Source organism: Streptomyces sp. TG1A-8, from assembly GCF_030499535.1.
In the GTDB taxonomy this organism is placed as follows: Bacteria; Actinomycetota; Actinomycetes; order Streptomycetales; family Streptomycetaceae; genus Streptomyces.
This window is the reverse complement of sequence record NZ_JASTLB010000004.1, coordinates 189,784-215,101: the sequence shown is the minus strand read 5'-3', so window position 1 is coordinate 215,101 and position 25,318 is coordinate 189,784. Positions and strand designations below refer to the sequence as shown.

The following is a 25,318-nucleotide window of genomic DNA, read 5'->3' as shown; positions in this document are numbered from 1 at the left end:
GAAGAACCTGCGCAGGATCAAGGGCGAGGTACAGCGCCGGTGGGGCATCGTGCCGCTCATCGGCATGCTCAAGGAGGCCGTCCTGCGCACGGGCTGCCTGGACGCGGTCACCTCGGTCTCCGGCGGCGGCTCTCTCTCGGCGGAGGTGCTGGCCGAGCGCCTGCTGTTGGTGATCTACGCCTACGGAACCAACACCGGGATCAAGGCCGTCGCCTCCGGCGGCCACGGCCATACCGAGGACGAACTGCGCTACGTGCGCCGCCGGTACCTGACCCCGGAGACGGCCCGGCAGATTGCCATCGAGATCGCGAACGCCACCTTCGCCGCCCGCAGCACCGAGTTGTGGGGGCAGGGCTCGACCGCGGTGGCCTCCGACTCCACGCACGTGCGGGCCTACGACCAGAACCTGTTCACCGAGTGGCACTCGCGCTACGGCGGTCGTGGGGTGCTCATCTACTGGCACGTGGAGAAGAAGTCCCTGGCCATCCACTCCCAGCTGATCAACTGCACCGCCTCCGAGGCCGCCGCGATGGTCGAGGGCGCGATGCGGCACGGCACCACCATGGACGTCGAGGCCAACTACACGGATTCGCATGGCCAGTCGGAAATCGGGTTCGGCATCACGAGGCTGCTGAACTTCGATCTGCTGCCGCGCATCAAGCGGATCAACAAGGTGAAGCTGTATCGGCCACTGGCCGGTGAGCCGGACGCCTACCCGGAGCTCACGCCGGCGCTGACCCGCCCGATCCGCTGGGAGCTGATCGGCCAGCAGTACGACCAGATGATCAAGTACGCCACCGCGATCCGCACGCGGACCGCGTCCACCGAGGCGATCCTGCGCCGCTTCACCCGCAACGCCTCCCACCCCACCTACTACTCCAGCAGCGGTTCGTGTCCTGAGCTGGTGGTTGTCGTTGTCCTGGTATGGAGGGGATGAGTGAAGCCGCTTGCTGGGCCGGCGAGTTGGAGTTGGTGTTCGCTCGGGTGGCGGGCAGGTTCACTCGGGCGGATCTGCGGTGGCGGATGCGGGACTACGTCCGTGGTCTGCTGGGGCGGGCGACACGCAAGAACGGCTGGCAGCTTGCGGAATGGGCAGGTCACCGCACTCCGGACGGCTTTCAGCGGCTGCTGAACAGCAGTGTCTGGGACGCGGACGCCCTGCGTGACGACGTCCGTGCCTACGTCGCCGAACGGCTCGGACCGGGCGGTGTGCTGATCATCGACGACACGGGATTCATCAAGAAGGGCACCACCTCAGCCGGGGTCAGTCGGCAGTACACCGGCACCTCAGGAAAGATCGACAACTGTCAGATCGGCGTGTTCGGCGCCTACGCCACCAGCTCAGGCCGGGCCTTGGTGGACCGGGAGCTCTACCTGCCCAAAGCCTGGACGTCCGACCGTGACCGCTGCCGGGCGGCCAAGATCCCCGACGGGCGAGGCTTTGCGACCAAGGGGGAACTGGCCCGGGACATCGTCCGCCGCTGCCTGGCCGCCGGCCTGCCGGCGTCGTGGGTGACCGCGGATGAGGCCTACGGGCAGGACTGGCACTTCCGCCGCCTGCTCGAGCAGACGGGCGTCGGCTACGTGGTGGCGGTGCCCAAGTCCCAGCAGATCAAGTCCCTGGCCGGCATCTGGCGCATCGACCATCTCATCGATGAAGCACCCGATGATGCCTGGCAGCGGCTGTCCTGCGGCGATGGGGCGAAGGGCCCGCGGATCTACGACTGGGCCGGGGCCAAGTTGCCCGCCAACATCATCTTCGATCCGGATCCGCCGACCCATCACCGGTGGGTGATGGCCCGCCGCAGCCTGTCCGACCCCGAAGATGTGGCCTACTACCTGGCCTACGCACCCGTGGGTGTCGAGATCGCCGAGCTGGTCCGCATCGCCGGCTCCCGCTGGGCGATCGAGGAGTGCTTCCAGGCCGCGAAGAACGAGTGCGGCCTGGACGAGTACGAAGTCCGCCGCTATGTCGGCTGGTATCGGCACATCACCCTGGCCATGCTCGCCCACGCCGTCTTGGCCGCACTCGCAGCACAAGCCCAGGCCGGCGGGGAGGCAAAGGGGGCTGCAGAAACGGATCAGCCACCGTCCCGCTCACCGTGGCAGAGATCCGGCGGCTCCTGGACACTCTCCTGCCCCACCCACGAGCCGACCGCGATCCCATCACCCACGCACTGAACTGGTCCGCCTGGAGAAGACACCGCCAGGCCATCGCCCGCCGCTGCCACTACCGAAAACGCACCTCAGGCCACGAACCGCTGCTGGAGTACTAAGGCCCTTGTCCCTGAGGTGCTCGATCACCTGGTCGGCCTCGTCCGGGGACGGTCGAGTTCGGCCGCAAAAAACGCGCTCGCGGCCTTCAAAATCTCGTTCGCCCGCCTCAGCTCCGCTACTTCTCTACGAAGTTGCTTCAGTTCCTCGTGCTCGGCGGTGGTCAGCCGGCCGTCGCGTTCGCCGGCGTCCGCCTCGGCCTGACGGACCCAGCCGCGCAGGGCTTCCTTGTGAATGCCCAGGTCCTTGGCGACGTGCGCGATCGGCCGGCCCGTCGTGCGGACCTCGCGGACGGCCCGCTCACGAAGCTCGTCGGGGTACCTGCGTGGTGCTGGCACAGCTCGTGGTTCTCCTTCGGGCCAGGATCATAAGCCTGGCTTCAGGGACTCCACGAAACCGGGGTCAGCTCAGTACCTGCCCAAGCGCACGAACCTGTCCCTGCACACCGCTGACGACCTCCGTGTCATTGAGCAGAGGCTCAACAACCGACCCCGCAAGACATTGAGTTGGCAGACCCCGGCTCAGGCATTCACCGCCGCTCTGGCACTCCGATCCTGCAACGTTGCGACGATCATGCGAATCCACCGATGCTGGAGCGCGGCATAATCATCTCGTACGAGACCGTCCGGCGCTGGTGCCTGAAGTTCGCTCGGCAGTACGCCAGCGGCCTGCGCCGCCGACAGCCTCAGCCCGGTGACAAGTGGCATCCGGACGAGGTCTTCATCAAGATCGACGGTGAGCGGAAGTACCTGTGGCGGGCTGTAGACCAGGACGGGATGGTGCTGGACATCCTGGTGCACAGCTGCCGGGACACGGCTGCGGCCAGGCGCTTCTTGCGCATGCTGCTGACGAAGACGGGCGGGGTGGCGCGGGTGATCGTCACGGACAGGCTCCGCTCCGACCGAGCGGCCCACCGCGAGGTCATGCCCTGCGTCGAGCACCGTTCATACAAGGGCCTGAACAGCCGGGCCGAGAACAGCCACCAGCCCACCCGGCAACGCGAACGGGCGATGAAAGGCTTGTGCAGCATGGGCGCAGCCCAGCGGTTCCTGGCCGCGTTCAGCGGCATCCCACCCCGCTTCCGGCCCCGCCGCCACCTGATGACCGGCACCCAACACCGCGCCGAGACGACCGTCCGCTTCGCTGTCCGGGAGCAGGTCACCGGCGTCACCAGCCGGCCTGCCGCGGCCCGAGCCCAGGGCCGGCACCCGGCCCCACCACACCTCCACACCCCGTCAGACACCCGCACACCCAACAACGTGACAACGCCCCGCCGACGTCTTACAGGCCCGGCACGGTTGATCATGGTTGGTGAGACAGCCTGGGGTCATCCCCCGGCTAGCATGCACGAGTACGAAGAGGGATCATGAACACAGTCACTGTCGGCACGAACTACACCGTCTCGGTCTTGCAACGGCTCTCGGAGAGAGGCGGTCGTGACGCGATCGTCGCGGGGGCGCGGCGGATCAGCGGCGCCGAGGCCGTCAGCACAGTCCTGCGCTTCGCTGCGGTGCTACGGGGCAGTGGCCTGGCCAAGGGGGATGGAGTGGCACTGTTCGTGGAGAATTCTCCCGAGGCGCTGCTGCTCCAGCTGGCCGTGCATTTCGGGGGCTATCGCATGGTCTTCGTGCCACCGGAGCCTGGCAACAGCGAACTCGAGGCGTTCATCCAGCACGCTGACGTCAAGATGCTCTTGTTCGACCCGGTCTTCGAGGAGCGGGCCGGACAGATTGCTGGAGGAATCGAGCTTCCGCATGTCTTCAGCATCGGCGCATCCTCGATTGCTGCCGACTTCTTGGCGGTAGCCTCCGACAGTGCTGGTCTCTCGCTCCGCGAAGCCGCCGATGGCTGTCACATCGCGACGCTTCTCTACACAGGTGGTACGACGGGAATGCCCAAGCTGGTCGTCCACCGCAGTGGCTACTATGACAACTACGTCGAGGTTTCGAGTGCGTTCGCCGACGGCTCGTCGGCCGCCCCCGCGATACTCATCTGCACGCTCGTGACGCACACCAGCGGACACGCTGCTTTCCTGGTAGGCGTCCTGAGCGGCCACACCATCGTGCTGCTGAGGACGTTCGATGCCGGCACCGCCCTGTCCGTGATGGAGAGCGAGCGCGTCACGAGGATGATGGTGGTGACGCCCATGCTGTACGAACTGCTTGACCATCCGGACTGCCTGCCTGGTCGCTTTCCTGCGTTGACGACCCTCCACTACGGCGCCGCAGCAGCATCCCCGGCACGTCTTAGGCAAGCAATCGAACGTTTCGGTCCGGTACTGGACCAAGCATACGGAGCATCCGAGACCGGACTCGTCACCGAGCTCACGCCACAAGAACACGATCTGCACCGCCCTGAGTCCTTGACCAGCTGCGGGCGCCCGTTGCCCGGAGTCGAAATAGAGCTGCGCGACGACGACGGCAAGCCGGTGCCGGTGGGGCACGTCGGCGAATTGTACGTGCGCAGCCGTATGGTCATGGAGGGCTACTGGAACGACCCGGAACGTACCGCCGAGGTACTCGACGACGAGGGTTGGTTTCGCAGCGGAGACATTGCGCGTGAGGATGAGAACGGCTATCTGTACCTGGTCGACCGGGCACGGGACATCATCGTGACGGGCAACACAGCCGACAACGTCTATTCCCGCCTTCTCGATGACTTCCTCGTCGCACAGCCCTCTATCAAGGAAGCCGCCACCATCGGCCTGCCCGGCGACGACGACAAGGAGACCGTGCACGTCGTCCTGGTCCCCAGAGACCCGGCCGAGGTTCCAAACCTTGCCCGGCTGACGCGTGAGATCGTCGACGCCTTCGGAGACCTCTACACGCCCGCTTCTTACTCGATCACCGAATCCCTCCCCAGGACCACTGTCGGTAAGACCGACAAAAAGGCCCTCCGCGCGGCCGCGCTGGCGTCCCGCGCGTAGGATCCCAGCAGTCCCGCTGTGACCTGCCGGGGGTGCTTCCATGTTCTTCGTCAAGTGTGTGGGCGGCTTCGGTCCGAGGTTCAATCTTCTTTGTGGGGCATGAGAAGCCGTATCTCAACCGATCTTGGAACGTGTGGGTCGAACGGAGTTCCTGGTCGGGTGATCTTCCGGCCGTATGCGCATGAAGGCAGGGCCTCCTGGTAGCTCGGGGGTGCGGTCCCATTCCGAGCGGTTCCCGGAGGCCCTGTTGTCGTTGTTGTACGCGCCCGAGCCCGTTGACTTCAACTCGTCCGCCGTGTCGTGCGATTGCCTCGCGCACGTGTACGGCAACGCGGCCGATCATCCGGACCGGGTTCGCCGGTATCCGTCGGACATGACGGACGCGGAGTGGGCGGCCATCGGGCCGTTGCTGCCGGTGCCGGCCTGGCTCCAGGGGCGGGGTGGACGGCCCGAGGGCTACTGTCACCGGCAGCTGCTGGACGCGATCCGTTACCTGGTCGCGGGCGGGATCTCCTGGCGGGCGATGCCCGCGGACTTCCCCGGCTGGGGCCGGGTTTACGCCTTCTTCCGCCGCTGGCGCGAGCACGGGCTGATCACAGAGTTCCACGACCGGCTGCGTGGGAAGGTCCGTGAGCGCGAAGGCCGTGAGGCCGAGCCCACGGCGGGAATCATCGACGCGCAGTCGGTGCGTGCCGCCGCGACGGTGCCGGCCGCCTCACGCGGCTACGACGGCGGGAAGAAGGTGCCGGGCCGCAAACGGCACATCGTGACCGGCACCCTCGGTCTGCTCTTGGTCGTCTGCGTCACCGCCGCGAACATCGGCGACCGGGACGCCGCCACGGGCCTGCTGGGGCGGCTGCGCCGCCTGCACCGCGACATCACCCTCGTCTGGGCCGACGGTGGCTACACCGGCTCCCTCGTCGACTGGTGCCGGGACAAGCTCGCTCTGACCTTGGAGATCGTCAAGCGCACCGGCGACATGACCGGGTTCGTGGTGCTGCCCAGGCGTTGGGTGGCAGAGCGCACGTTCGCGTGGCTGATGCATTCGCGTCGTCTGGCCCGGGACTACGAGACCCTGCCCGCCAGCAGCGAGGCGATGATCCGGTGGTCGATGGTCACGCGGATGAGCCGGCGCCTGGCACGGCCACGGGTCGCCGGCCGGCACTGAAGGCCCCCGACGCCTCCAGCAGAAGCCAGCCGCGCTCCGCCAGGCGCCGGGCCTTCGACCGCACCGCCTCGACCTTCGCCGGCGTCGCGTCAAGGCCCAGCTCCACCGCGATCTCCTTGGCTCGAAGCGGCCCGTGACCCGTGGATCGCTGCTGCTCCAGGATGCCCAGAATCCGCTGACAGTCCGGCGCCGGAACCGTCACCGGCGGCCCTTCCCGCCAGGGCGGCACCGCCGAGCCCGGCACCCGTGCGAGCGACGGCGCCGCCTCCTCCCCCGCCTCGGCCGTGGTCACGGCGGTGGACTCAGCCGCGGAGACCGCCAGGGCCTCGAGCAGTTCCTCCCGCGCGATCACCCGCCGGTCCAGCTCGATCTCCGCAGCCTCCAGCACCTCAGCCAGCCGCGCGGCTTCCTCCCGCAAACCCTCCACCCGCACCCGGGCAGCCGCCTCCCGCTCCTCCAGCATCCCCAGCACCGACGCCACCGCGCACCCCTCGACCATGAAGCGGACACAAGACGCCGCGATGCCCCCCTCAACCCGAGCAAAACCATGCCTGACCAGCAGAAATCAAGGAAGCATGTTCGGTTGAGATACGGCTTCTCAGTCGACGGCGTCGCCTGGGACCCGTCAGGCTGGGGTGTGCCGCGGTCGGGTGATCCGGGAGGCCGGGGTCACCGTGCCTCGCCGGGGGTCGAGTGGTGGTCGAGGTCCTCCGGGTGGTGCCGGGCGGCGGGGTGGCGGCGGTCAGGATCGGCCAGCCAGTGGTGGACTGCGAGGGCGGTGGTGCGGACGTGTTCCTCCAGTACGGTGAAGTGGTCCCCGGGCACGGTGACTTCGGTGTGCGGCAGGCTCCAGACCGGGGCGGGCTCGGTGCCGGGCAGCGGGTCCCGAGCCCGTACGAAGAGGGTCGGAGAGTCGAGCGGCGAGGGGTGCCAGCTGGCGAACAGCTCGAAGTACCCGGCCATGGCGGTGAGCCGGTCCGGGTCGGCCGAGGGGAACTCCGCGGCCCGGTGCAGCATGTCCGAGGTCATCACGGAGAGCGCCTGTCGACGGTCGTCGCTGCTCGGATAGGTGTCCAGCAGGACGACGGCGAGCGGGGCGGTGCCTTCGGCCTCCAGTCGCTCGGCCACGGCGTGGGCCACCCAGCCGCCGGCCGAGCGGCCCAGCAGGACCACGTCACCCGCGATCGCGCGGACGGTGGCGGCCTGAGCGGTGACGAGGGCGTCCAAAGTGGCCGGCAGCGGCTCCCCGGCCGCGAACCCGGGGTGCCGCACCGCCGATACCGGCCGCAGGCCCTGCAGCCCGGCGCCGAAGCGCGCGTACTCCCGGGGCCCCGAGAGCACGCTGAGGGCGGGGAAGCAGACTAGCCGGGGCCCCGTGCCGCCCGGTGCCAGTGTGATGGGGTCGAGTGCCGCGCCGGGAGCCCCGGCGCTGTCGAAGAGCGGGCGTAGGCGTGCGGCGATGGTGAGCAGCGCCATGCCGTCCCACGTCCGCCCTCGGTCGCAGGCGGTACGGAAGAGTGCACCCAAGGAGGCGTCCGAAGCAGCTGCGGTGTTCGGGCGGCCCGCCACCCGTACCGGAGCTTCCGTCCGGCCGGCCGCCCCGGGACCGCCGGAAACACCGTCGTGCGCCGGAGGGCCGGAGCCGTCCGGTTGGCCGGCGGCAGCCGGCCCTTCGGGGGCGGCGGGAGGGGTCGTCTCCCGGGCGTACCGCTGCGCCAGCTCGGCGGCGACCGCTCGCGGGGTCGGGAAGTCCAGCAGCAGCGTGGCCGGCAGCGCCAGCCCCGTCGACGTCACGAGCAGGTTGCGCAGTTCGACCGCGGCCAGGGAGTCGAGTCCCAGGTCTGCCAGCAGATCGTCGCCGTCGATTGCGCCGGCCTCCTGCGGGTGTCCCAGTACCGAGGCCGCCAGGGCCCGTACCTCTGTGAGCAGCAACCCGTCCCGCTCGTCCGGGGAAGCGGACGCCAGCCGTCGGCCGAGCGGCCGCCCGACCCCGCCGCAGCGGGCGGTGGGGGCGGGCGGCCGGGACCGGTCCCCCGCCGGATCGCCACCGCCGGGGGCGCCCGGATCGAGGCGGGCCGCCACCACCACCGGGTCGTCACCCGCCACGGCGGAGTCGAAGAGGGCCAGGCCCTCGGCCTCTTCCAGCGGGCCGAACCCCGAGCGGGCCATCCGCCGCAGGTCCGCGTCGGTGAGGTGCGCCATCATGCCCGCCTTCTGCCGCCAGGGGCCCCAGACGATCGACGTACCGGGCAGACCGAGCCGCCTGCGGTGCTGTGCCAGCGCGTCCAGCACGCAGTTGGCCGCCGCGTAGTTTGCCTGGCCGGCGGAGCCGAAGGTACCCGCCACCGAGGAGAACAGCGCGAACACGGCCAGGTCGCACCCCCGGGTCAGCTCGTGCAGGGCGAGGGCGGCGTCCGCCTTGGGCCGCAGCACCCGCTCCAGACGGCCGGCAGTGAGCGCCGGGACGATGCCGTCGTCCAGCACCCCCGCGGCGTGCACCACGCCGGTCAGCGGATGGGCCGCCGGCACCGAGTCGAGCAGGGCGGCGAGCGCCGACCGGTCCGCGACGTCGCACGCCCGGACGGTCACCTCGGCGCCCGACTCGCCCAGTTCCTGGACGAGTTCCTTCATCCCCGGTGCGTCCCGTCCGCGTCGGCCGGCGAGCAGCAGATGCCGGACGCCATGGGCGGCGACCAAGTGCCGTGCCAGGAGCATGCCCAGGGAACCGGTGCCGCCGGTGACCAGGACGGTGCCCTGCGGACCGAGCCGCCTGGCGGGCCGTTGTTTCTCCGTCGTCCCGATCACCGGTACCGGTTTGGGTACGTACGCCGTTCCCCGTCGTACGGCGATCTCCGGCGCCGCGGCGGCCAGCAGGGCAGGCAGGGAGCGCCAGGAGTCGGGGTGACCATCCGTGTCGATCAGGGCGAAACGGCCCGGGTTCTCCCGCAGGGCCGAGCGGATCAGCCCCCACACCGGCACGTGGGCCGGTACGGAAGCGCGTCCGTCGGAGGCGGCCCGGTCCGCGGCACTGGTGCCGCCGTCGACCGGGGTGACGGCGCCGGAGGTGACGAGGACGAGACGGGAGCCCGCCGGACGCGGTTCGGCGAGCCACTCCTGTACCAGCTGCAGTGCCCAGCCCGCCGCCCATCGAGCCTGCGCCGCCAAGTCCCCTGTGTCACCGGTCGTCCGCGGTGGTGTCGGGCACGGTGCGACGAGGACGGCCGGGGCCGCGCCGTCCGCCTTGGGGCCGGCGTACACCGGAACGCCGGAGCCGCGGGGCGCGAGCACGTCCACCAGTGGTGTGCCGACCGCTGACAGAACGCCCCACGGGGGCACCGCCGCGGGTGCGGGCGGCTCGGGCAGCGGTACCCAGTCCATCCGGTGGAGCACCCCGGTGACCGCGGCGGCCGTTCCCGGTCCGGTACGCGGAAGGGACCGGAGCGTCAGCGAACGTACCGTCGCCACCGGCGTGCCGGACGCGTCGGTCAGCTCCACCTTGGCCCGCCCGTCCGGCCCGGGCGTGATCCTCACCCGCAGCTGGCGCGCGCCGGCGGTGTGCAGCCGCGCCCCGCTGAAGGCGAACGGCAGGGACACCCCAGCGCCGTCCGTCCCGCCGGGCTCGAAGGCGCGGCCGTCGAACGCCAGGGCGTGCAGCGCCGCGTCCAGCAGGGCGGGATGGAGCGCGAACTTTGGGCCGCCGGCTTGCGGGAGCGTGGCCGCTGCGGCTTCGGGCAGCGCAACCTCGGCGTACAGATCGGCCCCGAGTCTCCAGGCCGCGCGCAGACCGCGGAAGGCGGGGCCGTAGCTCAGCCCGCTCCCGGCCAGCCGCTCGTACGGATTGGCGTCCGGTCGGCCGGCGTGCAGCGGTATCGCGCCCTGCGGTGGCCAGGGTCCGCCGCAGGCCCAGGCAGCCGCTCCGCGGTCCGCCGGTTGGGGCTCCGGCTCCGGCTCCGGCTTGAGCGTCCCGGAGGCGTGCCGCTGCCAAGGCCGGTCACCGGCCGGCGTGTGCGGCCGGGCGTGGAAGACCACGGTCCGCCGTCCCGCGCCGTCCGGCCCGGACACCTTCACCTGCAGTTCGACCGTGTCGTCCGCGGGCAGCGACAGTGGCGCGGTCAGGGCGAGTTCGTCCAGGGCGGGTGTGCCGGCCGACTCACCGGCGTGCAGGGCCATCTCCACGAACGCGGCCGCCGGCAGCAGTACCGTCCCCGCCACCACGTGGTCGGCCAGCCAGGGCTGGTCGTGCACCGAGAGCAGCCCGCTCAGCAGCAGCCCGTCGTCGTCGGCCGTCACGGTGCGGGACGACAGCAGCGGATGGGCCGGGGTGCGGGTGTCCGGCCGGGGGACGGCCGGGTGCCGGGGGGTGGCGTCGAGCCAGTACCGGCGGCGCTGGAAGGCGTAGGTGGGCAGGGTGACGCGCCGCCCGCCGCGTCCGGCGAAGACGGCCCGCCAGTCGATGGGCACGCCATGGGTGTGCAGCGCGGCCACGGTGTCGAGCAGGGCGTCCGCCTCCGGCCGCGCCCCGCGCAGGGTCGGCAGGACCAACGGCGTCGGGGTCCGCTCGCCGGCGGGTGCTCCGTCCGTGCCCGTGCCCGCCGGAGCCGCTCCGGTCGCGTCGAGGCAGCTTTGGACCAGGCCGGTGAGCACGCCGTCCGGCCCCAGCTCGACGTAGTGCGCCGCGCCCCGGTCCTGGAGGTACGCCACCGAATCGGCGAAGCGGACCGGGCGGCGGACGTGGTCCACCCAGAACGTGGGCGAGCTCAGCTCCTCCTCGGTGGCCGCCCGGCCGGATACGGCGCTGATCAGGGGAATCCGCGGCGCGGCGAAGGAAAGGCGCCGCACCACGTCCGCGAAGCCGGCCAGCATGGGTTCCATCCGCGCGGAGTGGAAGGCGTGGCTCACCCGCAGTGGCGTGGTGGACCGGCCCCGCTCCCGGAAGTACGCGACAGTCTCCCTGACCGCGGCCTCGTCCCCGGAGATGACCACTGAGGCGGGCCCGTTGACGGCGGCGATCTCCACCGCACGCCCTGTCCCGGCGAGCCGGGCGGCCGCTTCGGCCGCCTCGTCCGGGTCGGCGGCCACGGCGGCCATCGCACCGCCCGCGGGCAGCGCGTCCATCAGGTGGCCCCGGGCCGTCACCAGGATGCAGGCGTCCGCGAGGGACAGCACCCCGGCGACATGCGCCGCGGTCACCTCGCCCATCGAGTGCCCGGCCACCAGATCCGGGCGCACCCCCCAGGTTTCGAGCAACCGGAACAGGGCCGTCTCCAGGGCGAAGAGCGCCGGCTGCGCGAACCGGGTTGTGTGCAGGAGCTCGCCCGTCTGCGTGCCGGAGCCGGCGAACACGACGTCCCGCAGAGGCACCGGCAGCAGCGGGTCGAGCAGGGAACAACTCTCGTCGAACGACCGGGCGAAGCCCGGATGCAGTTCCCAGGACTCGTACAGCTCACGACCCATGCCCGCGCGCTGGCTGCCCTGGCCGGTGAAGAGCAGGGCCAGCGGGCCCTGGCGGCGGGTCGTGCCCGTCCGCACCCCGGGCCGGCTTCCGCCCTCCGCCACCGCCCGCAGGGAGGTGAGCAGCTCCGCACGGTCCCGGGCTACCACCACGGCCCGGTGTTCGAAGGCCGCGCGGGTGGTGGCGAGCGAGTACCCGATGTCCACCGGGGCCGCGTCCGGGTCGGCGGCCACCCGGTCGTACAGCCGCCGCGCCTGGGCCCGCAGTCCCGGCCCGCTCCTCGCGGACACCGGAACGGCCACGGGTGCCGGCACCGCCCCGCCCTCGGTGCGGCCGCTCCCGGCCCCGTCGCCCGCCGCGGAACCCGGCGGCGGGGTGTCCCGGTCCACCGGGGCTTCCTCCAGCACCACATGGGCGTTGGTGCCGCTGATGCCGAAGGAGGACACCCCCGCCCGGCGCGGGCGGTCCGTCCTCGGCCACTCCGCCTCCCGGGTCAGCAGCGCCAGCCGCCCCGACGACCAGTCGATCCGGGGGTTGGGTTCGTCGGCGTGCAGCGTACGCGGCAGCACGCCGTGGGCCATCGCCTGCACCGTCTTGATCACGCCCGCCATTCCGGCGGCGGCCTGGGTGTGACCGATGTTCGATTTTACCGAGCCCAGCCGGAGCGGACGTTCCCGCGGCTCCCGCCCGTACGTCGCCAGAAACGCCTCCGCCTCGATGACGTCGCCCAGCCGGGTGCCGGTGCCGTGTGCCTCCACCGCGTCGATGTCCCCGGGGGCCAGCCCCGCGTCCGCGAGGGCCTGCCGGATCACCCGTTGCTGCGCCGGGCCGTGCGGTGCTGTCAGCCCGTTGCTCGCCCCGTCCTGGTTCACCGCCGAGCCACGCACCACGGCCAGCGCCGGGAGCCCGGCGCGGCGCGCTTCGGACAACCGGCTCAGCAGCAACATGCCGGCGCCCTCGGCCCATCCCGTGCCGTCGGCGGACGCGCCGAACGCCTTGCAGCGGCCGTCCGGGGCCAGCGCCCGCTGCCGGCTGAATTCCACGAACGACGAGGGCCCCGACATCACCGTTACCCCGCCGGCCAACGCAAAGGAACACTCGCCCCGGCGCAGCGCCTGGGCCGCCAGGTGCAGGGCCACCAGGGACGACGAGCACGCCGTGTCCACCGTGAGGGCCGGGCCCTCAAGGCCGAAGGTGTAGGCGATACGGCCCGAGGCGACGCTTCCGGCGCTGCCGAGGCCGAGGTAGCCCTCGACGTGCTCGGGCACTTCCGTGATGCGGCCGGCATAGTCGCTGTACATCAGCCCGACGTACACCCCGGCTGACGAGCCGCGCAGGGTGCGGGGGACGAGACCGGCGCGCTCGAAAGTCTCCCAGGCCACTTCGAGCAGCAGCCGGTGCTGCGGGTCCATGGCCAGGGCCTCGCGGGGGGAGATGCCGAAGAAGCCGGGGTCGAAGCGGTCCACACCGGTCAGGAAGCCACCCTCACGCACATACGTCCGGCCGGGCCGGGCGGGGTCCGGGTCGTACAGCGTCTCCGTGTCCCAGCCCCGGTCGGTGGGGAACGGGCCGATGGCGTCCGTCCCGTCGACCACCAGCCGCCACAGTTCCTCGGGGGAGGTCACGCCCCCTGGATAGCGGCAGGCCATCCCCACGATCACCACAGGATCGTCGTCCGGTCGGGCCACGCCCCGGTGCGCGGTCCCGGCGCCCGGCGGTGCGGCGGCGCTGCGTGAACGGAGGTAGGCGGCGAGCGCGGCGGCCGTGGGGAAATCGAAGGCGACGGCCTCGGAGAGCGACAGGCCTGTCACCGCCGCCAGCCGCTCCCGCAGCACCGTCGCCGTCAGCGAGTCCATGCCCAGGTCCCGGAGCGCCGTTTCGGGCTCCACCGCCTCCGCCGTACGACCGAGCACGGCCGCCGCCTCGCTGCGCACCAGGGCCAGCAGGTCCGCCGCCGGCTCCCCGGCCGCCCCCGTGCCCAGCGTCCGCGCGGGCCGGTCGGCGAGGGCGTGGCGCCGGACCTTCCCGGAGGCGGTACGGGGGATGTCCTCCACCTCGTACAGTTCGGCGGGCACCTTGAAAGCGGACAGTTCCGCGCGGCAGGCGGCGAGAACCGCTCCCCTGTCCAGTGCAGCGCTGCCCAGCGCGGGGACCAGATAGCCGACCGGTACCTCCCCGAAGACGGGGTGCGGGCGTCCGGCCACGGCGGCGTCCGCCACCCCGGGCAGCCGCCGCAGCACCGCCTCTACCTCCGGGGGGTGGATGTTCGCCCCGCCCCGGATGATCAGCTCACTCGCCCGGCCGGTGATCGCGAGTTCGCCGGATGCCTCGATCCTGGCCAGGTCGCCGGTGCGGAACCAGCCGTCGCGCAGCACCTCGGCGGTGGCCTCCGGCCTACCGTGGTAGCCGACCATGACTCCGGGCCCGCTCACCCACAATTCACCCTCGCCGGTGTCCTGTCCGTCCGCGCCACCGCCGACCCGGACCCGGGTGCCGGGCAGCACCCGGCCGCACGAACCGGCCGCCGATGTGCTGCCCGGTGCCGCCATGGTGACCGGGCCCGCCTCGGTACTGCCGTAGTGCTCCAGGTAGGGGACCCGGCAGATCGCCTCGAAGGAGCTGCGGAACCCGGGCCCCGCCCAAGCGCCCCCGCTTACGCAGCCCCGCAGCGCGGGCGTCCCGAGCCCGCCGCCGTCCCCGTCGTCCTCCTCGCTCCGGACCGCGTCGAGCAGGGCCGAGTACGTCGTCGGCACCCCGCCGAGGAGGGTGTAGGGGGCGTCCGTACGGCGCAGTTCGCCGAGCACCTCCGCCACCGAGAACCGGGGCTGGAGCACGGCGCTCGCCCCGGTCGCGGTCACCCCGAGGACGCAGACCACCTGGCTCATGGCGTGGTGGAGGGGCAGCGGCCACAGCACCCGGTCCCGGTCCGACAGACCGAGGGCGCCCACGAGGCCCGCCGCGACCGGCGCGAGGCGGTTGCGCTGGGTGGACAGCACTCCCTTAGGTGTGCCGGAAGATCCGGAAGTGTAGAGCAGCCACGCCGTCTCGTCCAGTGCGAGATCGTCCCGGGCAGGCGTCCCCGGCTCCGTGGACATCAGTTCCTCGTACCGCAGAACGCCGCCCACCGCGCCGACCCGGTCCGCCGGCGTTCCGAAGCCCCCGGACGGCGGAGCGTCTCCGTTCTCCTCACCGCGCTCGACCACCACCACGATCAGCCCGGGGCGGGACAGCAGTCCTGGCCAGCGCGCCGGCCGCGCCTCGTCGGTGATGAGCACGCGCGCACCGCAGTCGTCCAGCAGGCGGGCCAGCTCCGCCTCCGAGCTCCCGGGATCCAGCGGCACGCCCACTCCGCTCGCCCGGGTAACGGCGAGCAGGCTCTCGACCGCCTCGACGCGGTTGCCGAGCAGAATGGCCACCCGTTCACCCCGCGCCAGACCGGTCCCCGCCAAGTGGCCGGCCAGCCGCTCGGTCCTGAGCCCCAGGTCCCGGTAACTCACCCGCGTACGGCGGTCCTCGAAGGCGACCTTCTCCCCGAGCGACCGGGCATACACCCGAAGCGTCCTGGGCAGCGGCCTGATGACGTCCGCGTCTGCACTCACTCGCTCGAAACCCTCCCGTGGACTCGTAGATGAGGATGGCGGCGTGTTCCGCCCGGTTCCATCGGGTGCGACCTGTCGGTTTCGTGCCAGTCCGCCACCTGTACAGATATCGGCCCGTGACAGCGGTTCGGCGGCGTTCTCTCACACCCATGACAGCGACTCTCCGCTGAAAACAGGTATTGATCAGCATCAATACGGCGAGTCCCACCGTCTCTCACGCCACTGTCACCAAACCGAGAAATCGCAGCCCGCTCGGCACCCGAGATAACCGTCCCGGCCGACCACCGACCGCTGAAGGTGCCCGCCAAGGACTCTGGGGGCGCGTCTGCGGGCTTTGAGCGGGGCTGCGCGACAACTGCCCAGTACCGGCAACGCACGGGCTCTGTGGAACCCGTCAGTCGCACGTACGTTAAGCGGCTTCCTGACGGGAGTGAGATCCGCTCCCGGGCTGGAGTGGGCGGCACGCGTGCAGGCGTAGCGGGCGCGGATGGAGACGGAAGGGCTGATGTGTTATCAGCTGGCGAGATAAGCGTTGTCCCGTAACTCGGGGCAACGGCTGGTGGGTCACCACGGCCGGATCGACTTGTCCGGTTCCACCCCGACTCGCGATCCCAAAGGGATTCCGGCCAAGCGGGTTGAACCGGACACCGGCAAGCCGTCTCCAGAGTTACGGGACAGCCTTTGAGGACTCTATTGAGTCTCTCCAAGCAAGGCAGTAAGGCGGAAGGCGCATTTTCGATCAGAAGCCGGTGGAACAATGACAGAGCCCGGCGGGCCGTACGGTCAGGATGCTTCTTGTAACCGCTGTACCCGCCGGGTTTTCCCGTCCCACTCGCGTGGTCTTTTGAGGGGCGCTCGCTGATGGAGATCAGTTGGGAATGGAATTCCTGTAAGTGGCCGTGAAATACCACAGTTGTTCAGTGGTCGAAAAGTTCCTGACCAGGGCGGCCTCAGTCCACTCCAGTCCGAAGTCGTCCCTGAGCCCCAGCCCGGCCGAACGGTTCAGATACGGGGCGATGTTCACTAAATGGGTGCCTTCTCCTGACCAGTCGGAGCGAAAGCACCACTTCTGTCGGTCCGAGTCGTTGGGCTCTTTGAGCATGGGCTGGCTGGCGGGAGAAATTTTGGGCTCGTCGCTGCCGGCGTCCAGGCGGAAGGTTTTTCCGTCCTGGGAAATTTCAACGTGACAAATCGTCCACTCGTCCACCTCTCCGATTTTTCGCGTCGTCCACCGCTGCGGGTAGTGGTCATAATTTGCGTAGCGGACGCTACAGATGAGTGCTCCGTCGAAGCACTTACCTCCTTGCACGGTGAGACGGCTTCCGTTGAGGCGGTTCACAATCAGCTGCTTCTCGCCCTCGTACGACATAACTACTCCCTGCGTCTCGTCGTTCGCTTACCCTGGGTACGTCTGCGCGGAGCACGGTAGGGGAAAACTTCCACCGACACGGTTTAACCCATACGGGTGAATCTGGCGAGACACGGTTGCATGATGTCCGCTCCCGCTGACCTGCCTGGTCATCGGCGCCCGTGTCGTGCCAAAGCGCTGCAGCCAAGACCCAGAAGCGATCGGCTGGCACTCGCGGCCCCAAAAGCCACATGACAACCTCCAGCCCGGCCGCCACGCAGTGATGTCCGGCAGGGGGGAGGAATCAGTCGTCGCGTCATCCTCCGGCTGCGATGTAACGCCGTCATGACAGTGAGCCACCGGTGGATGTACCGCCCCACGTCAGCCGCCACGGCACAAAGCACCACCTCGTGTCAGCGGCCAGCCACCGCCACAGGCCAGAGACCTACAAGAACACGACCCACCTGACCTACCGTCACTGCCACCAGCTCACCGACATGAAGCCGACGGCGCTGTCACATTATTGGGTGCGTGGGTCTCTGACCGCGTATCGGGGTGTGGGGAGGGCCGGGTTTCGGGCCGGTGCTCAAGTCTTGGCGGGCTGGCCGGCGGCGCCGGTGATCTGATCCCAGATCGCGTAGCGGATGGCCGTCTCGGCTCGGTGGCCGGGGGCGCTCATCAGGTGGCGGCGGGGTCGGAAGTGGGGTGGGATGCCGCTGAACGCGGACAGGAACCGCTGGGCTCCGCCGACGCTGCGGAAGCCTTTCATGGCGCGTTCACGCTGCCGGGTGGGCTGATGACTGTTCTCGGCCCGGTTGTTCAGGCCCTTGTGCGAGCGGTGCTCGACCAAGGGCATGACCTCGTGGTGGGCCGCGTCGTAGGAACGGAGCTTGCCGGTGACCACCACCTGCGGCACCGAGCAGGTCTTCTTTGAGTAGTTTACGGAAGAAGCGCCTGGCCGCAGCGGTGTCCCGCAGGCTCTGGACCAAGATGTCGAGCACGTTGCCGCCGGCGTCGACGGCCCGCCACAGGTACCGCTGCTCGCCGTTGACCCTGACGAAGACCTCGTCCAGGTGCCACTTGTCCCCGGACCGGGGCTGGCGGCGGCGCGGGCCGTTGGCGTAGGACTGCCCGAACGTCGCGCACCAGCGGCGGACCGTCTCGGAGGTCACCATCACGCCGCGCTCCAGCACCAGCTCCTCGACCTCGCGGAAGCCGAGCGGGAAGCGGAAGTACCGCCACACGCAGTGCGCGATCACCTCGACCGGGTACCGGTGCCCCTTGTGCGACGGCGGTGCGCTGCCCACGGACGACCCCTCCCAGCACGACCAACCAGAAAATCATCCCACCCGGTCAGCCAACGTGACAGCGCCGCAGATCGCAGCCGCGGGCCAGCGCGATGAGGTCGTCGCTGCGGCTGGTGTCGCCGGAGAAAACCACGGAGCCGTCCGCGGTGTCGAACCGGTACGCGTACGAGGGGGACATGTTGCCGTGCGGGACCCTGGTCGCCGTCACCTTCATGGTGGCCGTCTCCAGGAGGGTGATCACCGTGCCGGGCCGCGCCGACAGCTCGGCCACGTTGAGCACGGACACCGGGTCGATGCCGAAGCCCTCGGTGACGAAGGCGTTGGTGGAGGCGGCGAACGTGGCGTTCGCGCGCCGGGTGGTCTCGATGATGCCGGGCGCGGGCTCACCAGGGGTGACGGGGCCCTCGGTGACCGTGTCGCTCGGACCCGGCCCCCACACGCGCACGGTACCGCTGAACCCGGGCTGGAGCGGCATCACGCCTGCGCACAACAGTGGGAAGTTGAAGTAGTCCACGATGTGATCGGCGTGCAGGTGGGTGAGGAAGATCCCCTTCAGCGACGGCATGGACAGGCCCGCCCGCAGGTACTGGGTCACCGCGCCCCGCCCGCAGTCCACCAGGTAGGTGTCGCCGCCGACGGTCACGGCGGAGGCGATGCCCATGCGCTCGCCGTACGGCGGGGGGCCGCCCGCCGTGCCCAGCAGGTGCACCACCGTGCCCTTGTCCGTCCGGGACGTGCCCGGCCCGGTGCCGCCGGGTGCCGCGGCGGCCTGCGGGGTGACGGTGAGAGCGGTGGCGGCCGCGCCGCCGACCAGCAGGCCGCGACGGGACAGCCGGGTCGTACGAGGAGGCATGGCAGCGGTTCCTTCGATCATCGTTGATGCGGGAGCCGTGGGGGGGCGAGGGCGGAGCGGGACCGGGGGCGCGGCGGCGGGCGTTAGGGCGGGGCCGTACCGCCGCGCCCCCGGAGCCTGTGGACCGGTCTAGACCGGCGGGGCGATGAAGACGCCGCGGTCGGGGTCGTTGAAGGACTCCTTGGCGACGAGTTCGTTCATCGGGTTGGCGGTGCCCCACTGGTCGGTGACCTCGGGCTGCGAGAAGTCGTAGACGTGCGGGTGCCAGGTGTCCTCGTCCAGGCACTCCAGCTCGGTGGTGTACTCGACGGTGTTGCCGTGCGGGTCGAGGAAGTACGTGAACGTGTTGTCCCCGGCCATGTGCCGGCCCGGTCCCCAGAGCTTCTTGAAGCCCGCCCGGATGACACGCCCCGAGCCGCGCATGTATTCGTCGATGCCGCGCATCTCGAAGGAGACGTGGTGCAGGGAGGTGTGCGGGCCCTTCGCCAGCGCCATGGAGTGGTGCTGGCTGCTGATCCGCATGAAGTGCATGACCTCGCCCATGTGCGGCGAGGACAGAGTGTCGGAGAGCCGGAATCCGAGGTGCCGCTCGTACCACTCCCGCGTGCGGTTCAAGTCGGGGGAGTTGAGGACGACGTGGCTCAGTTTGACCGGGATCGCCTCCTTCTCCTCGATCTTCCGGTGCTGCCTGACCTCCACGTCGGCGGAGACCTCGATGGTGCGGCCGTCGACGTCGAAGAACCGGAAGCCGTAGCCGCCGCCGGGGGTGTCGACCTTGCCGGGTTGGGTGATCAGCTGCACGCCTCCGGCGAGGAACCGCTCGGCGAGGGTGTCGGCGTCGGCGGCGGACGCGGCGCCGTAGGAGACGAGGTCGAGGCGCTTCTCCTCGGCCTTGCGCAGCCGGATCACGTACTGCTCGGGGGAGCCCTCAGCGGCGAGAAAGGAGATGCCGGAGTCCTCGGCAACCCTGGTCAGGCCCCAGACGCCGGCGTAAAAGTCGAGCTGCTTGTCGTAGTCGGGTACGGCGAGGTCGACGTGCCTCAGGTGGGTCAGCAGGCGCATGTTGGTCAGTCCTTCCGGAGGAGGGCGGCGGCGTTGCCGCCTCGTACGGCCTGGAAGTCGGAGTCGGTGAGGCGGGCGGCGCGCAGCGCGCCGACCGGGTCGTCGCTGCCCATGTCGAAGGGGAAGTCGGAGCCGAGCAGGACCCGGTCGGCGCCGGCCGCCCGGACCAGCTCCCGCAGGACGTGCGGGTCGTGCACGAGCGAGTCGAACCACAGCCGCCGCAGATAGCTGCTGGGCAGGTGCGCGCAGCCGCTCCCGGCGTCGGCGCGGGCCGACCAGGCGTGGTCGGAGCGGCCGATGTGGGTGGGTAGGTAGCCACCACCGTGCGCCGCGAGCACTTTCAGGCCGGGGTGCCGGTCCAGGACCCCGGAGAAGATCAGGTGGGAGAGAGCGACGGCGTTCTCGGTGGGCTGCCCGACGGTGTTGGACAGGTACCACCGGTCCAGCCGCTCGTCGAGGGTGCATCCGAAGGGGTGCAAGAAAAGGATTGCCCCGGTCTCCTCGGCCCGCGCCCACAGGGGGGCGTAGTCCGGGTCGGACAGTTCCCGGCCTGGGGCGTGGCTGGAGATCTCCACGCCGAGCAGCCCCTGTGCCAGGGCGTGGTCGAGGGCCCGCGCCGCCAATTCGGGGTGCTGGAGCGGCACGAGGCCCAGGCCGCGCAGCCGGTCCGGGGCGGTCGAACAGTGCGCCGCGGTCGCTTCGTTGGCGAGCCGGTACACCTTCTCGGCGGTCTGCTCGTCCGCCCAGTAGTGGTAGTGCGACGGCGAGGGGCTGACCAGTTGCACGTCCACGCCCTGTGCGTCCATCGCCGCCAGCCGGGCGGTGACGTCGGTGAGCAGCGGGATCCGGTCGCGGACCATCGGCCCGCTCACGGCGAGGGCCTCGGGGCCGTTGCGGCGGGCGTCCAGGGCCCGTGCCTCGACGTGCCCGGGTAGGCCGTCGACGAGTGCGTCGACCTCGGGCAGCAGGACATGGGCGTGGACGTCGACGGTGGGGGTGGTCACGGCAGCTCCCGGAGCATCGTCATGGTGCGGCCCATCAGGCCGGGCACGTCGGCGTCGCGAACGCCGTCCAACTGCCACCGCCCGATCTGCACCGACGCTTCGACCACCGGCCGGACGCGGGCTATCCGCCGCTCGTAGTACGTCTGGAACAGTGCGTCGTCCCAGGCGTCACTACCGGTCAGGAGCTGTGCCAGCACCCAGGCGTCCTCCAGGGACATGGCGGCGCCCTGCGCGAGGGTGGGCGGGCAGCAGTGCGCGGCGTCACCGACGAGCACGACCCGGCCGCGGTGCCATGAGTCCTCGACCAGCATCCGGTCGAACCAGGTGTAGTTGACCTTCGCCGGGTCGGTGATGTGCTCGGTGATCTCCGGCCAGAACCCGCCGTAGTGCCGGGTGAGGCGGCGCATCTCGTCGGCGTACGACTCCGCAGGGATCGACGCCCGGTCACGGTTGGCCTCGACGACGTACGCGTAGATTGTGTCTTCGCTGGTCGGGCAGTAGCCGGCGATGTACGCCGGGCCGCCGTAGGCCAGGTCGGTGCGGGTGACGCCGGCCGGGCGGCGGGCGCTGATCCGCCAGATGGCCATGCCGGTCGGCTCCGGCTTGTCCGTGATGCCGATCACGGCGCGGGTGGCGGAGCCGAGGCCGTCGGCGGCGACCACCAGGTCGTAGCGGCCCTCGGTGCCGTCGCTCAACCGGACGGAGACGCCGTCGGCGTCCTGACTCAGGATATCGGCGGTGGTGCCCAGCCGGACCGAGGCGTCGCCGGCTCGCACCGCCTCAATGAGGATCTGCTGGAGCTGTGGCCGCTGCATGCCCACGGTGGCGGGCAGGCCGTCGCCGCCGGTGCGCAGGTCCTCCTGGACGTGCAGGACGGTGCCGTCGGGGGCGGTGATGCCGACCGAGTCGAAGCCGAACCCGGACGCCTGCACCTGGTCCCAGACACCCACTTCGCGCAGGACGCGCAGGGCGTTGCCCTGGAGGGTGATGCCAGAACCGGCGGTGGCGTTCCAGTCGTCCTTGGCCTCGACCAGGTCCACCGCGTACCCGGCGCGGCGCAGCAGGATCGTCACGGCGTTGCCGGCGGCACCGCCGCCGATGACGAGGATCTTGCGGGGTTGGGGCATGGGGAACTCCCTTGTTCCTCTACTTACTTGACGGCGACCGAGTTGACGGGGGAGCCGACCGCACCGGTGATGGGCAGGGGAGCGGCGGTGAGCCAGAAGGCGTACTCGCCGTCGGCGGCGCAGTCCGCGGCGAGCGCGTCCAAGTCTCACATCTCGCCGATCAGCAGCCCGATGTGCGGGATGGCGACCTGGTGCAGCGGCTGGAAGGCGTGGTCGAACTCGTTCGGGCATACCTCGAAGCCCCAGGTGTCGGTGGCGATCGCGGCGATCTCACTGCCGTGCAGCCAGGCGGTCGTGGTGAATGACAGGCCCGGCGCGGATCCTCCGGCGTAGTCGCCCCAGCCGTCGCGGCGTGCCCGGGTGAGCTGGCCGGTGCGGACGAGGACGATGTCGCCGCGGCCCACGCCGACACCGTGCGCCTCGGCCGTCGCCGTCAGATGCTCCTCGGTGATCGCGAACCCGTCCGGCAGTTCCCCGTCCTCGCCGATCACCCGGCCCACGTCCAGCAGCACACTGCGGCCGGCGATGTGCGGGGCCATGTGCTCGATGCCGGTGACGAGGTCGCCGTCAGAGGTGACGACCTTCTCGGCGTCCCGCCGTTCCACGCCTTGCCGTGGTCGAAGATGTGCCCGAGCCCGTTCCACTGGGTGGAGCACTGGAGCGGCATGGCGATGACGTCGTCGGCGCCGCCGAGGCCGTGCGGCAGGCACTGGTTGCCGAGCGCGGCGTCGGTGCCGGTGTCCAGCATGGTGTGCACCGGGTTGGTGCGCCGCCGCCAGCCCTTCTGCGGGCCGTTGATGTCGAAGCGCTGGGGCAGGGAGAAGCTCACACCGCTGCGGATCAGCGCCGCGCCCTCACGGCGCTTGGCCCCGTCGAGGAAGTTGAGGGTGCCGAGGACGTCGTCCTCACCCCAGCGCCCCCAGTTCGAGTACGCCTTGGCGGCCCGGGCGATCGCGCCCTCGGGGTCGGTGCGATCCAAGGTCACCGGGCCTCCTCCGCCACGCAGCGGGTGCGCTGGGCACCGAGCCCGGTGATCGAGGCGTCCATGACGTCGCCGTCGCGCAGCAGCCGGCCCCAGTGCATGCCGTTGCCGGCCGGCGAGCCGGTGAGCACGAGGTCGCCGGGCAGGAGCCGGGCGGTCTGCGACGCGTAGGAGACCATCCGCGCCACGTCGAAGATCATGTCCTTGGTGGACTCGTCCTGCATGGTCTCGCCGTTCAGCTTCAGGGTGAGACGCAGGTCGTCGGGGCGCGCGATCGATCCGGCGGGCACGATCCAGGGGCCGAGCGGGGTGAACCCGGGCGCGTTCTTGCTGCGCAGCCAGTCGGTGCCGATCTGCGGCATGTCCCGGCGGAAGACCGTGGCCCGGTCGGTCAGGTCGTTGGCGATCGTGTAGCCGGCGACGTGGTCCAGGGCCTCCTCGACGGAGACCCGGTGGGCCGGCCGGCCGATCACCGCAGCCAACTCCAGCTCCCAGTCGGGCTTCTCGGCCCAGGCCGGCAGAACGACGTCGTCGTAGGGACCGGTGATCGCACTCGGCAGGCCGATGAACACGTACGGCAGGTCCTCGGCGGCCCGCCGGTCCATGATCTCGGCGGCCTCCGCGCGCCGCTCTGCCTCTGGCCGGTCATCGCCCGGCGCCCGGTGCGCGACGTGCAGATCGATCACGTGCTGCCGGTAATTGGCCCCGGACTGGAACACCTGGCGCGGCTCCACCGGAGCGTGCGTCCGGAACTCCGCCAATGCCCCGCGTACGGGGCCGGCGGTGGCCAGTGCGGTCAGCTGCGGCAGCACCGTGTCCCAGCCTTCCAGAACCCCCCGCATGGTCAGTGCGGCGTCGTCCAGGGCGGACCGCAGGTCGATCACCTGGGCGTCGGGAGTGACGAGAGCGGGAAAGGCGGGGCTCTCGGGAGCGGAAAGGGTGGCCAGGGCGAAGGGTCCGGCGAAGAGGGCGGACGCGGCTTCAGGTTTCACGGACATGTCCTCCTGATTGCGATGGCACTAATCTGGACTCGCCACCCGTGATCAGGGAAATAGATTCTGTGGATGACGGCCATCCAGGATCCAAATTTCTGCAGGTCATCGCCGGACGCTAGGAAAGTCGTCGTGAATCTCAGTCGCCTGGACCTCAACCTCGTCGTTGCCCTGCGTGCCCTGCTGGAGGAGCGCAACGTGACCCGCGCCGGGCAGCGCGTCGGTCTCAGCCAGCCGGCGATGAGCGCCGCGCTATCGCGCCTGCGCAGGCACTTCGATGACGACCTGTTGGCGCGGGTGGGCGGCCACTACGAGCTCACCGCCCTCGGGCAGGTCCTCCTCGATCGCGCGTCCACCGCATACGACCTGCTGGAACGGCTTTTCGCCAGCCAGGCGGACTTCGACCCGGCCAAGGAAAGCCGTGAGTTCAAACTCGTGGCGTCCGACTACGCGGTCGCCGTCTTCGGCGCCGAACTCGCGCGGGTCGTGCACCGGGAGGCTCCCGGCATCCGACTGCGTTTCGCTCAGACGCCGACCACCGTCGTGGACGCCACGGACACCCTGCTGAGCACCACCGACGGCCTGCTCATGCCGCACGGCGTCATCAGCGACTTCCCCGCGACCGACCTCTACGAGGACCGGTGGGTCTTCCTCGTCGCCGAGGACCACCCGAGCGTCGACGGCCGGCTGACCCGGGAAGACCTGGCCCGACTGCCCTGGGTCACCTACCAGCGCACGTACGACGCACCAGCCGTTCGCCAGCTCGGGATGCTGGGCATCGAGCCCCGCGTCGAGGTCTCCGTCGACAGCTTCCAGATCATGCCGTTGCTCGTCAGCGGAACCCGGCGCATCGCCCTGATCCAGGCCCGCCTCGCCCGGCTCCTCGCCCCGCTCGTCGCCGTACGTGTCGTGGAGCCGCCCTACGAGGCGGTGCCCCTGCATGAGGCGTTGTGGTGGCACCCGGTGCACACCCACGATGCGGCCCACATCTGGCTGCGGGAGACCGCCGCTCGGATCGGCAGGCGGATGGCCGACGAGCTGGGGAGATGAGAGAGGCCGGCCGCACATCACCAGAGGACGTCATCGACGGGACCGATGGAATGCATCCGCAACGTGAATGACGGCAGGGGCGGGCAGGGCACCCGGCAGGACGCATGCTCGGACGGGGCCCGTCGGTACGTTTCCGCTGGACGTCTCCCTCCGACAGCCGGATGCCCCCGTCTC

Annotated in this window: 13 protein-coding genes and 5 pseudogenes; 7 read left to right on the top strand and 11 right to left on the bottom strand. The window is 70.6% G+C overall.

Annotated elements, in window-relative coordinates; all coding sequences use genetic code 11:
* The first annotated feature begins 49 nt into the window (after window positions 1-49).
* Complete coding sequence (locus tag QQY24_RS33005; RefSeq protein WP_301976627.1) at window positions 50-937, top strand: Tn3 family transposase; 888 nt, start codon at window positions 50-52, stop codon at window positions 935-937.
* Window positions 925-2,181, top strand: a complete 1,257-nt coding sequence (locus QQY24_RS33000; RefSeq protein WP_301970740.1) for an IS701 family transposase — start codon at window positions 925-927, stop codon at window positions 2,179-2,181. Before QQY24_RS33005 ends, QQY24_RS33000 begins: the two co-directional genes overlap by 13 nt.
* 140 nt (window positions 2,182-2,321) lie before the next feature.
* On the opposite strand, the pseudogene QQY24_RS32995 reads toward QQY24_RS33000, so the two are convergent.
* Window positions 2,322-2,612 (bottom strand): annotated as a pseudogene (locus tag QQY24_RS32995) (transposase); the annotation flags it as partial.
* 70 nt (window positions 2,613-2,682) lie between these two features.
* Here QQY24_RS32995 and QQY24_RS32990 point away from each other — a divergent pair.
* The 4 genes and pseudogenes from QQY24_RS32990 to QQY24_RS32975 all read left to right on the top strand — a co-directional run.
* Window positions 2,683-2,880 (top strand): annotated as a pseudogene (locus QQY24_RS32990) (hypothetical protein); the annotation flags it as partial.
* A pseudogene (locus QQY24_RS32985) lies at window positions 2,862-3,461 on the top strand (IS6 family transposase); the annotation flags it as partial. The pseudogenes QQY24_RS32990 and QQY24_RS32985, both read left to right, overlap by 19 nt.
* Before the next feature lie 179 nt (window positions 3,462-3,640).
* The gene (locus QQY24_RS32980) at window positions 3,641-5,200 is read left to right on the top strand and encodes an AMP-binding protein (protein WP_301976626.1); all 1,560 of its coding nucleotides are present in this window, start codon (window positions 3,641-3,643) and stop codon (window positions 5,198-5,200) included.
* Between the two features lie 373 nt (window positions 5,201-5,573).
* On the top strand, window positions 5,574-6,368 hold the full coding sequence (locus QQY24_RS32975; RefSeq protein WP_301976625.1) for an IS5 family transposase: 795 nt from the start codon (window positions 5,574-5,576) through the stop codon (window positions 6,366-6,368).
* Here the strand turns inward: QQY24_RS32975 and QQY24_RS32970 are convergent.
* The 10 genes and pseudogenes from QQY24_RS32970 to QQY24_RS32925 form a co-directional block, all read right to left on the bottom strand.
* The gene (locus QQY24_RS32970; protein WP_301976624.1) at window positions 6,316-6,867 is read right to left on the bottom strand and encodes a hypothetical protein; all 552 of its coding nucleotides are present in this window, start codon (window positions 6,865-6,867) and stop codon (window positions 6,316-6,318) included. The genes QQY24_RS32975 and QQY24_RS32970 overlap by 53 nt on opposite strands.
* Window positions 6,868-7,037: 170 nt before the next feature.
* Window positions 7,038-15,419 (bottom strand): type I polyketide synthase, encoded by an 8,382-nt coding sequence (locus QQY24_RS32965; protein ID WP_301976623.1) that lies wholly within the window; start codon window positions 15,417-15,419, stop codon window positions 7,038-7,040.
* 868 nt (window positions 15,420-16,287) lie between these two features.
* Entirely contained in the window at window positions 16,288-16,788 is a 501-nt protein-coding gene (locus QQY24_RS32960; protein WP_301976622.1) for a hypothetical protein, read from the bottom strand.
* A gap of 565 nt (window positions 16,789-17,353) precedes the next feature.
* Window positions 17,354-18,074 (bottom strand): annotated as a pseudogene (locus tag QQY24_RS32955) (IS6 family transposase).
* Window positions 18,075-18,120: 46 nt separating this feature from the next.
* Window positions 18,121-18,927, bottom strand: a complete 807-nt coding sequence (locus QQY24_RS32950) for an MBL fold metallo-hydrolase (protein WP_301976621.1) — start codon at window positions 18,925-18,927, stop codon at window positions 18,121-18,123.
* 129 nt (window positions 18,928-19,056) lie between these two features.
* Window positions 19,057-19,989 carry a VOC family protein gene (locus QQY24_RS32945; RefSeq protein ID WP_301976620.1) on the bottom strand — a complete coding sequence of 311 codons (933 nt, stop codon included), beginning with the start codon at window positions 19,987-19,989 and terminating at the stop codon, window positions 19,057-19,059.
* Window positions 19,990-19,994: 5 nt separating this feature from the next.
* Window positions 19,995-20,993, bottom strand: a complete 999-nt coding sequence (locus tag QQY24_RS32940; RefSeq protein ID WP_301976619.1) for an amidohydrolase family protein — start codon at window positions 20,991-20,993, stop codon at window positions 19,995-19,997.
* Window positions 20,990-22,120 carry an FAD-dependent oxidoreductase gene (locus QQY24_RS32935; RefSeq protein WP_301976618.1) on the bottom strand — a complete coding sequence of 377 codons (1,131 nt, stop codon included), beginning with the start codon at window positions 22,118-22,120 and terminating at the stop codon, window positions 20,990-20,992. The genes QQY24_RS32940 and QQY24_RS32935 overlap by 4 nt, the downstream gene beginning before the upstream one ends.
* 23 nt (window positions 22,121-22,143) lie before the next feature.
* Window positions 22,144-23,105, bottom strand: a pseudogene (locus QQY24_RS32930) (cyclase family protein).
* Window positions 23,102-24,100 (bottom strand): fumarylacetoacetate hydrolase family protein, encoded by a 999-nt coding sequence (locus QQY24_RS32925; RefSeq protein ID WP_301976616.1) that lies wholly within the window; start codon window positions 24,098-24,100, stop codon window positions 23,102-23,104. The pseudogene QQY24_RS32930 and the gene QQY24_RS32925 overlap by 4 nt, the downstream one beginning before the upstream one ends.
* Window positions 24,101-24,226: 126 nt before the next feature.
* Between QQY24_RS32925 and QQY24_RS32920 the strand changes: the two genes are divergently transcribed.
* Window positions 24,227-25,144, top strand: a complete 918-nt coding sequence (locus QQY24_RS32920; RefSeq protein WP_301976615.1) for a LysR family transcriptional regulator — start codon at window positions 24,227-24,229, stop codon at window positions 25,142-25,144.
* The last annotated feature ends 174 nt before the right edge of the window (window positions 25,145-25,318 follow it).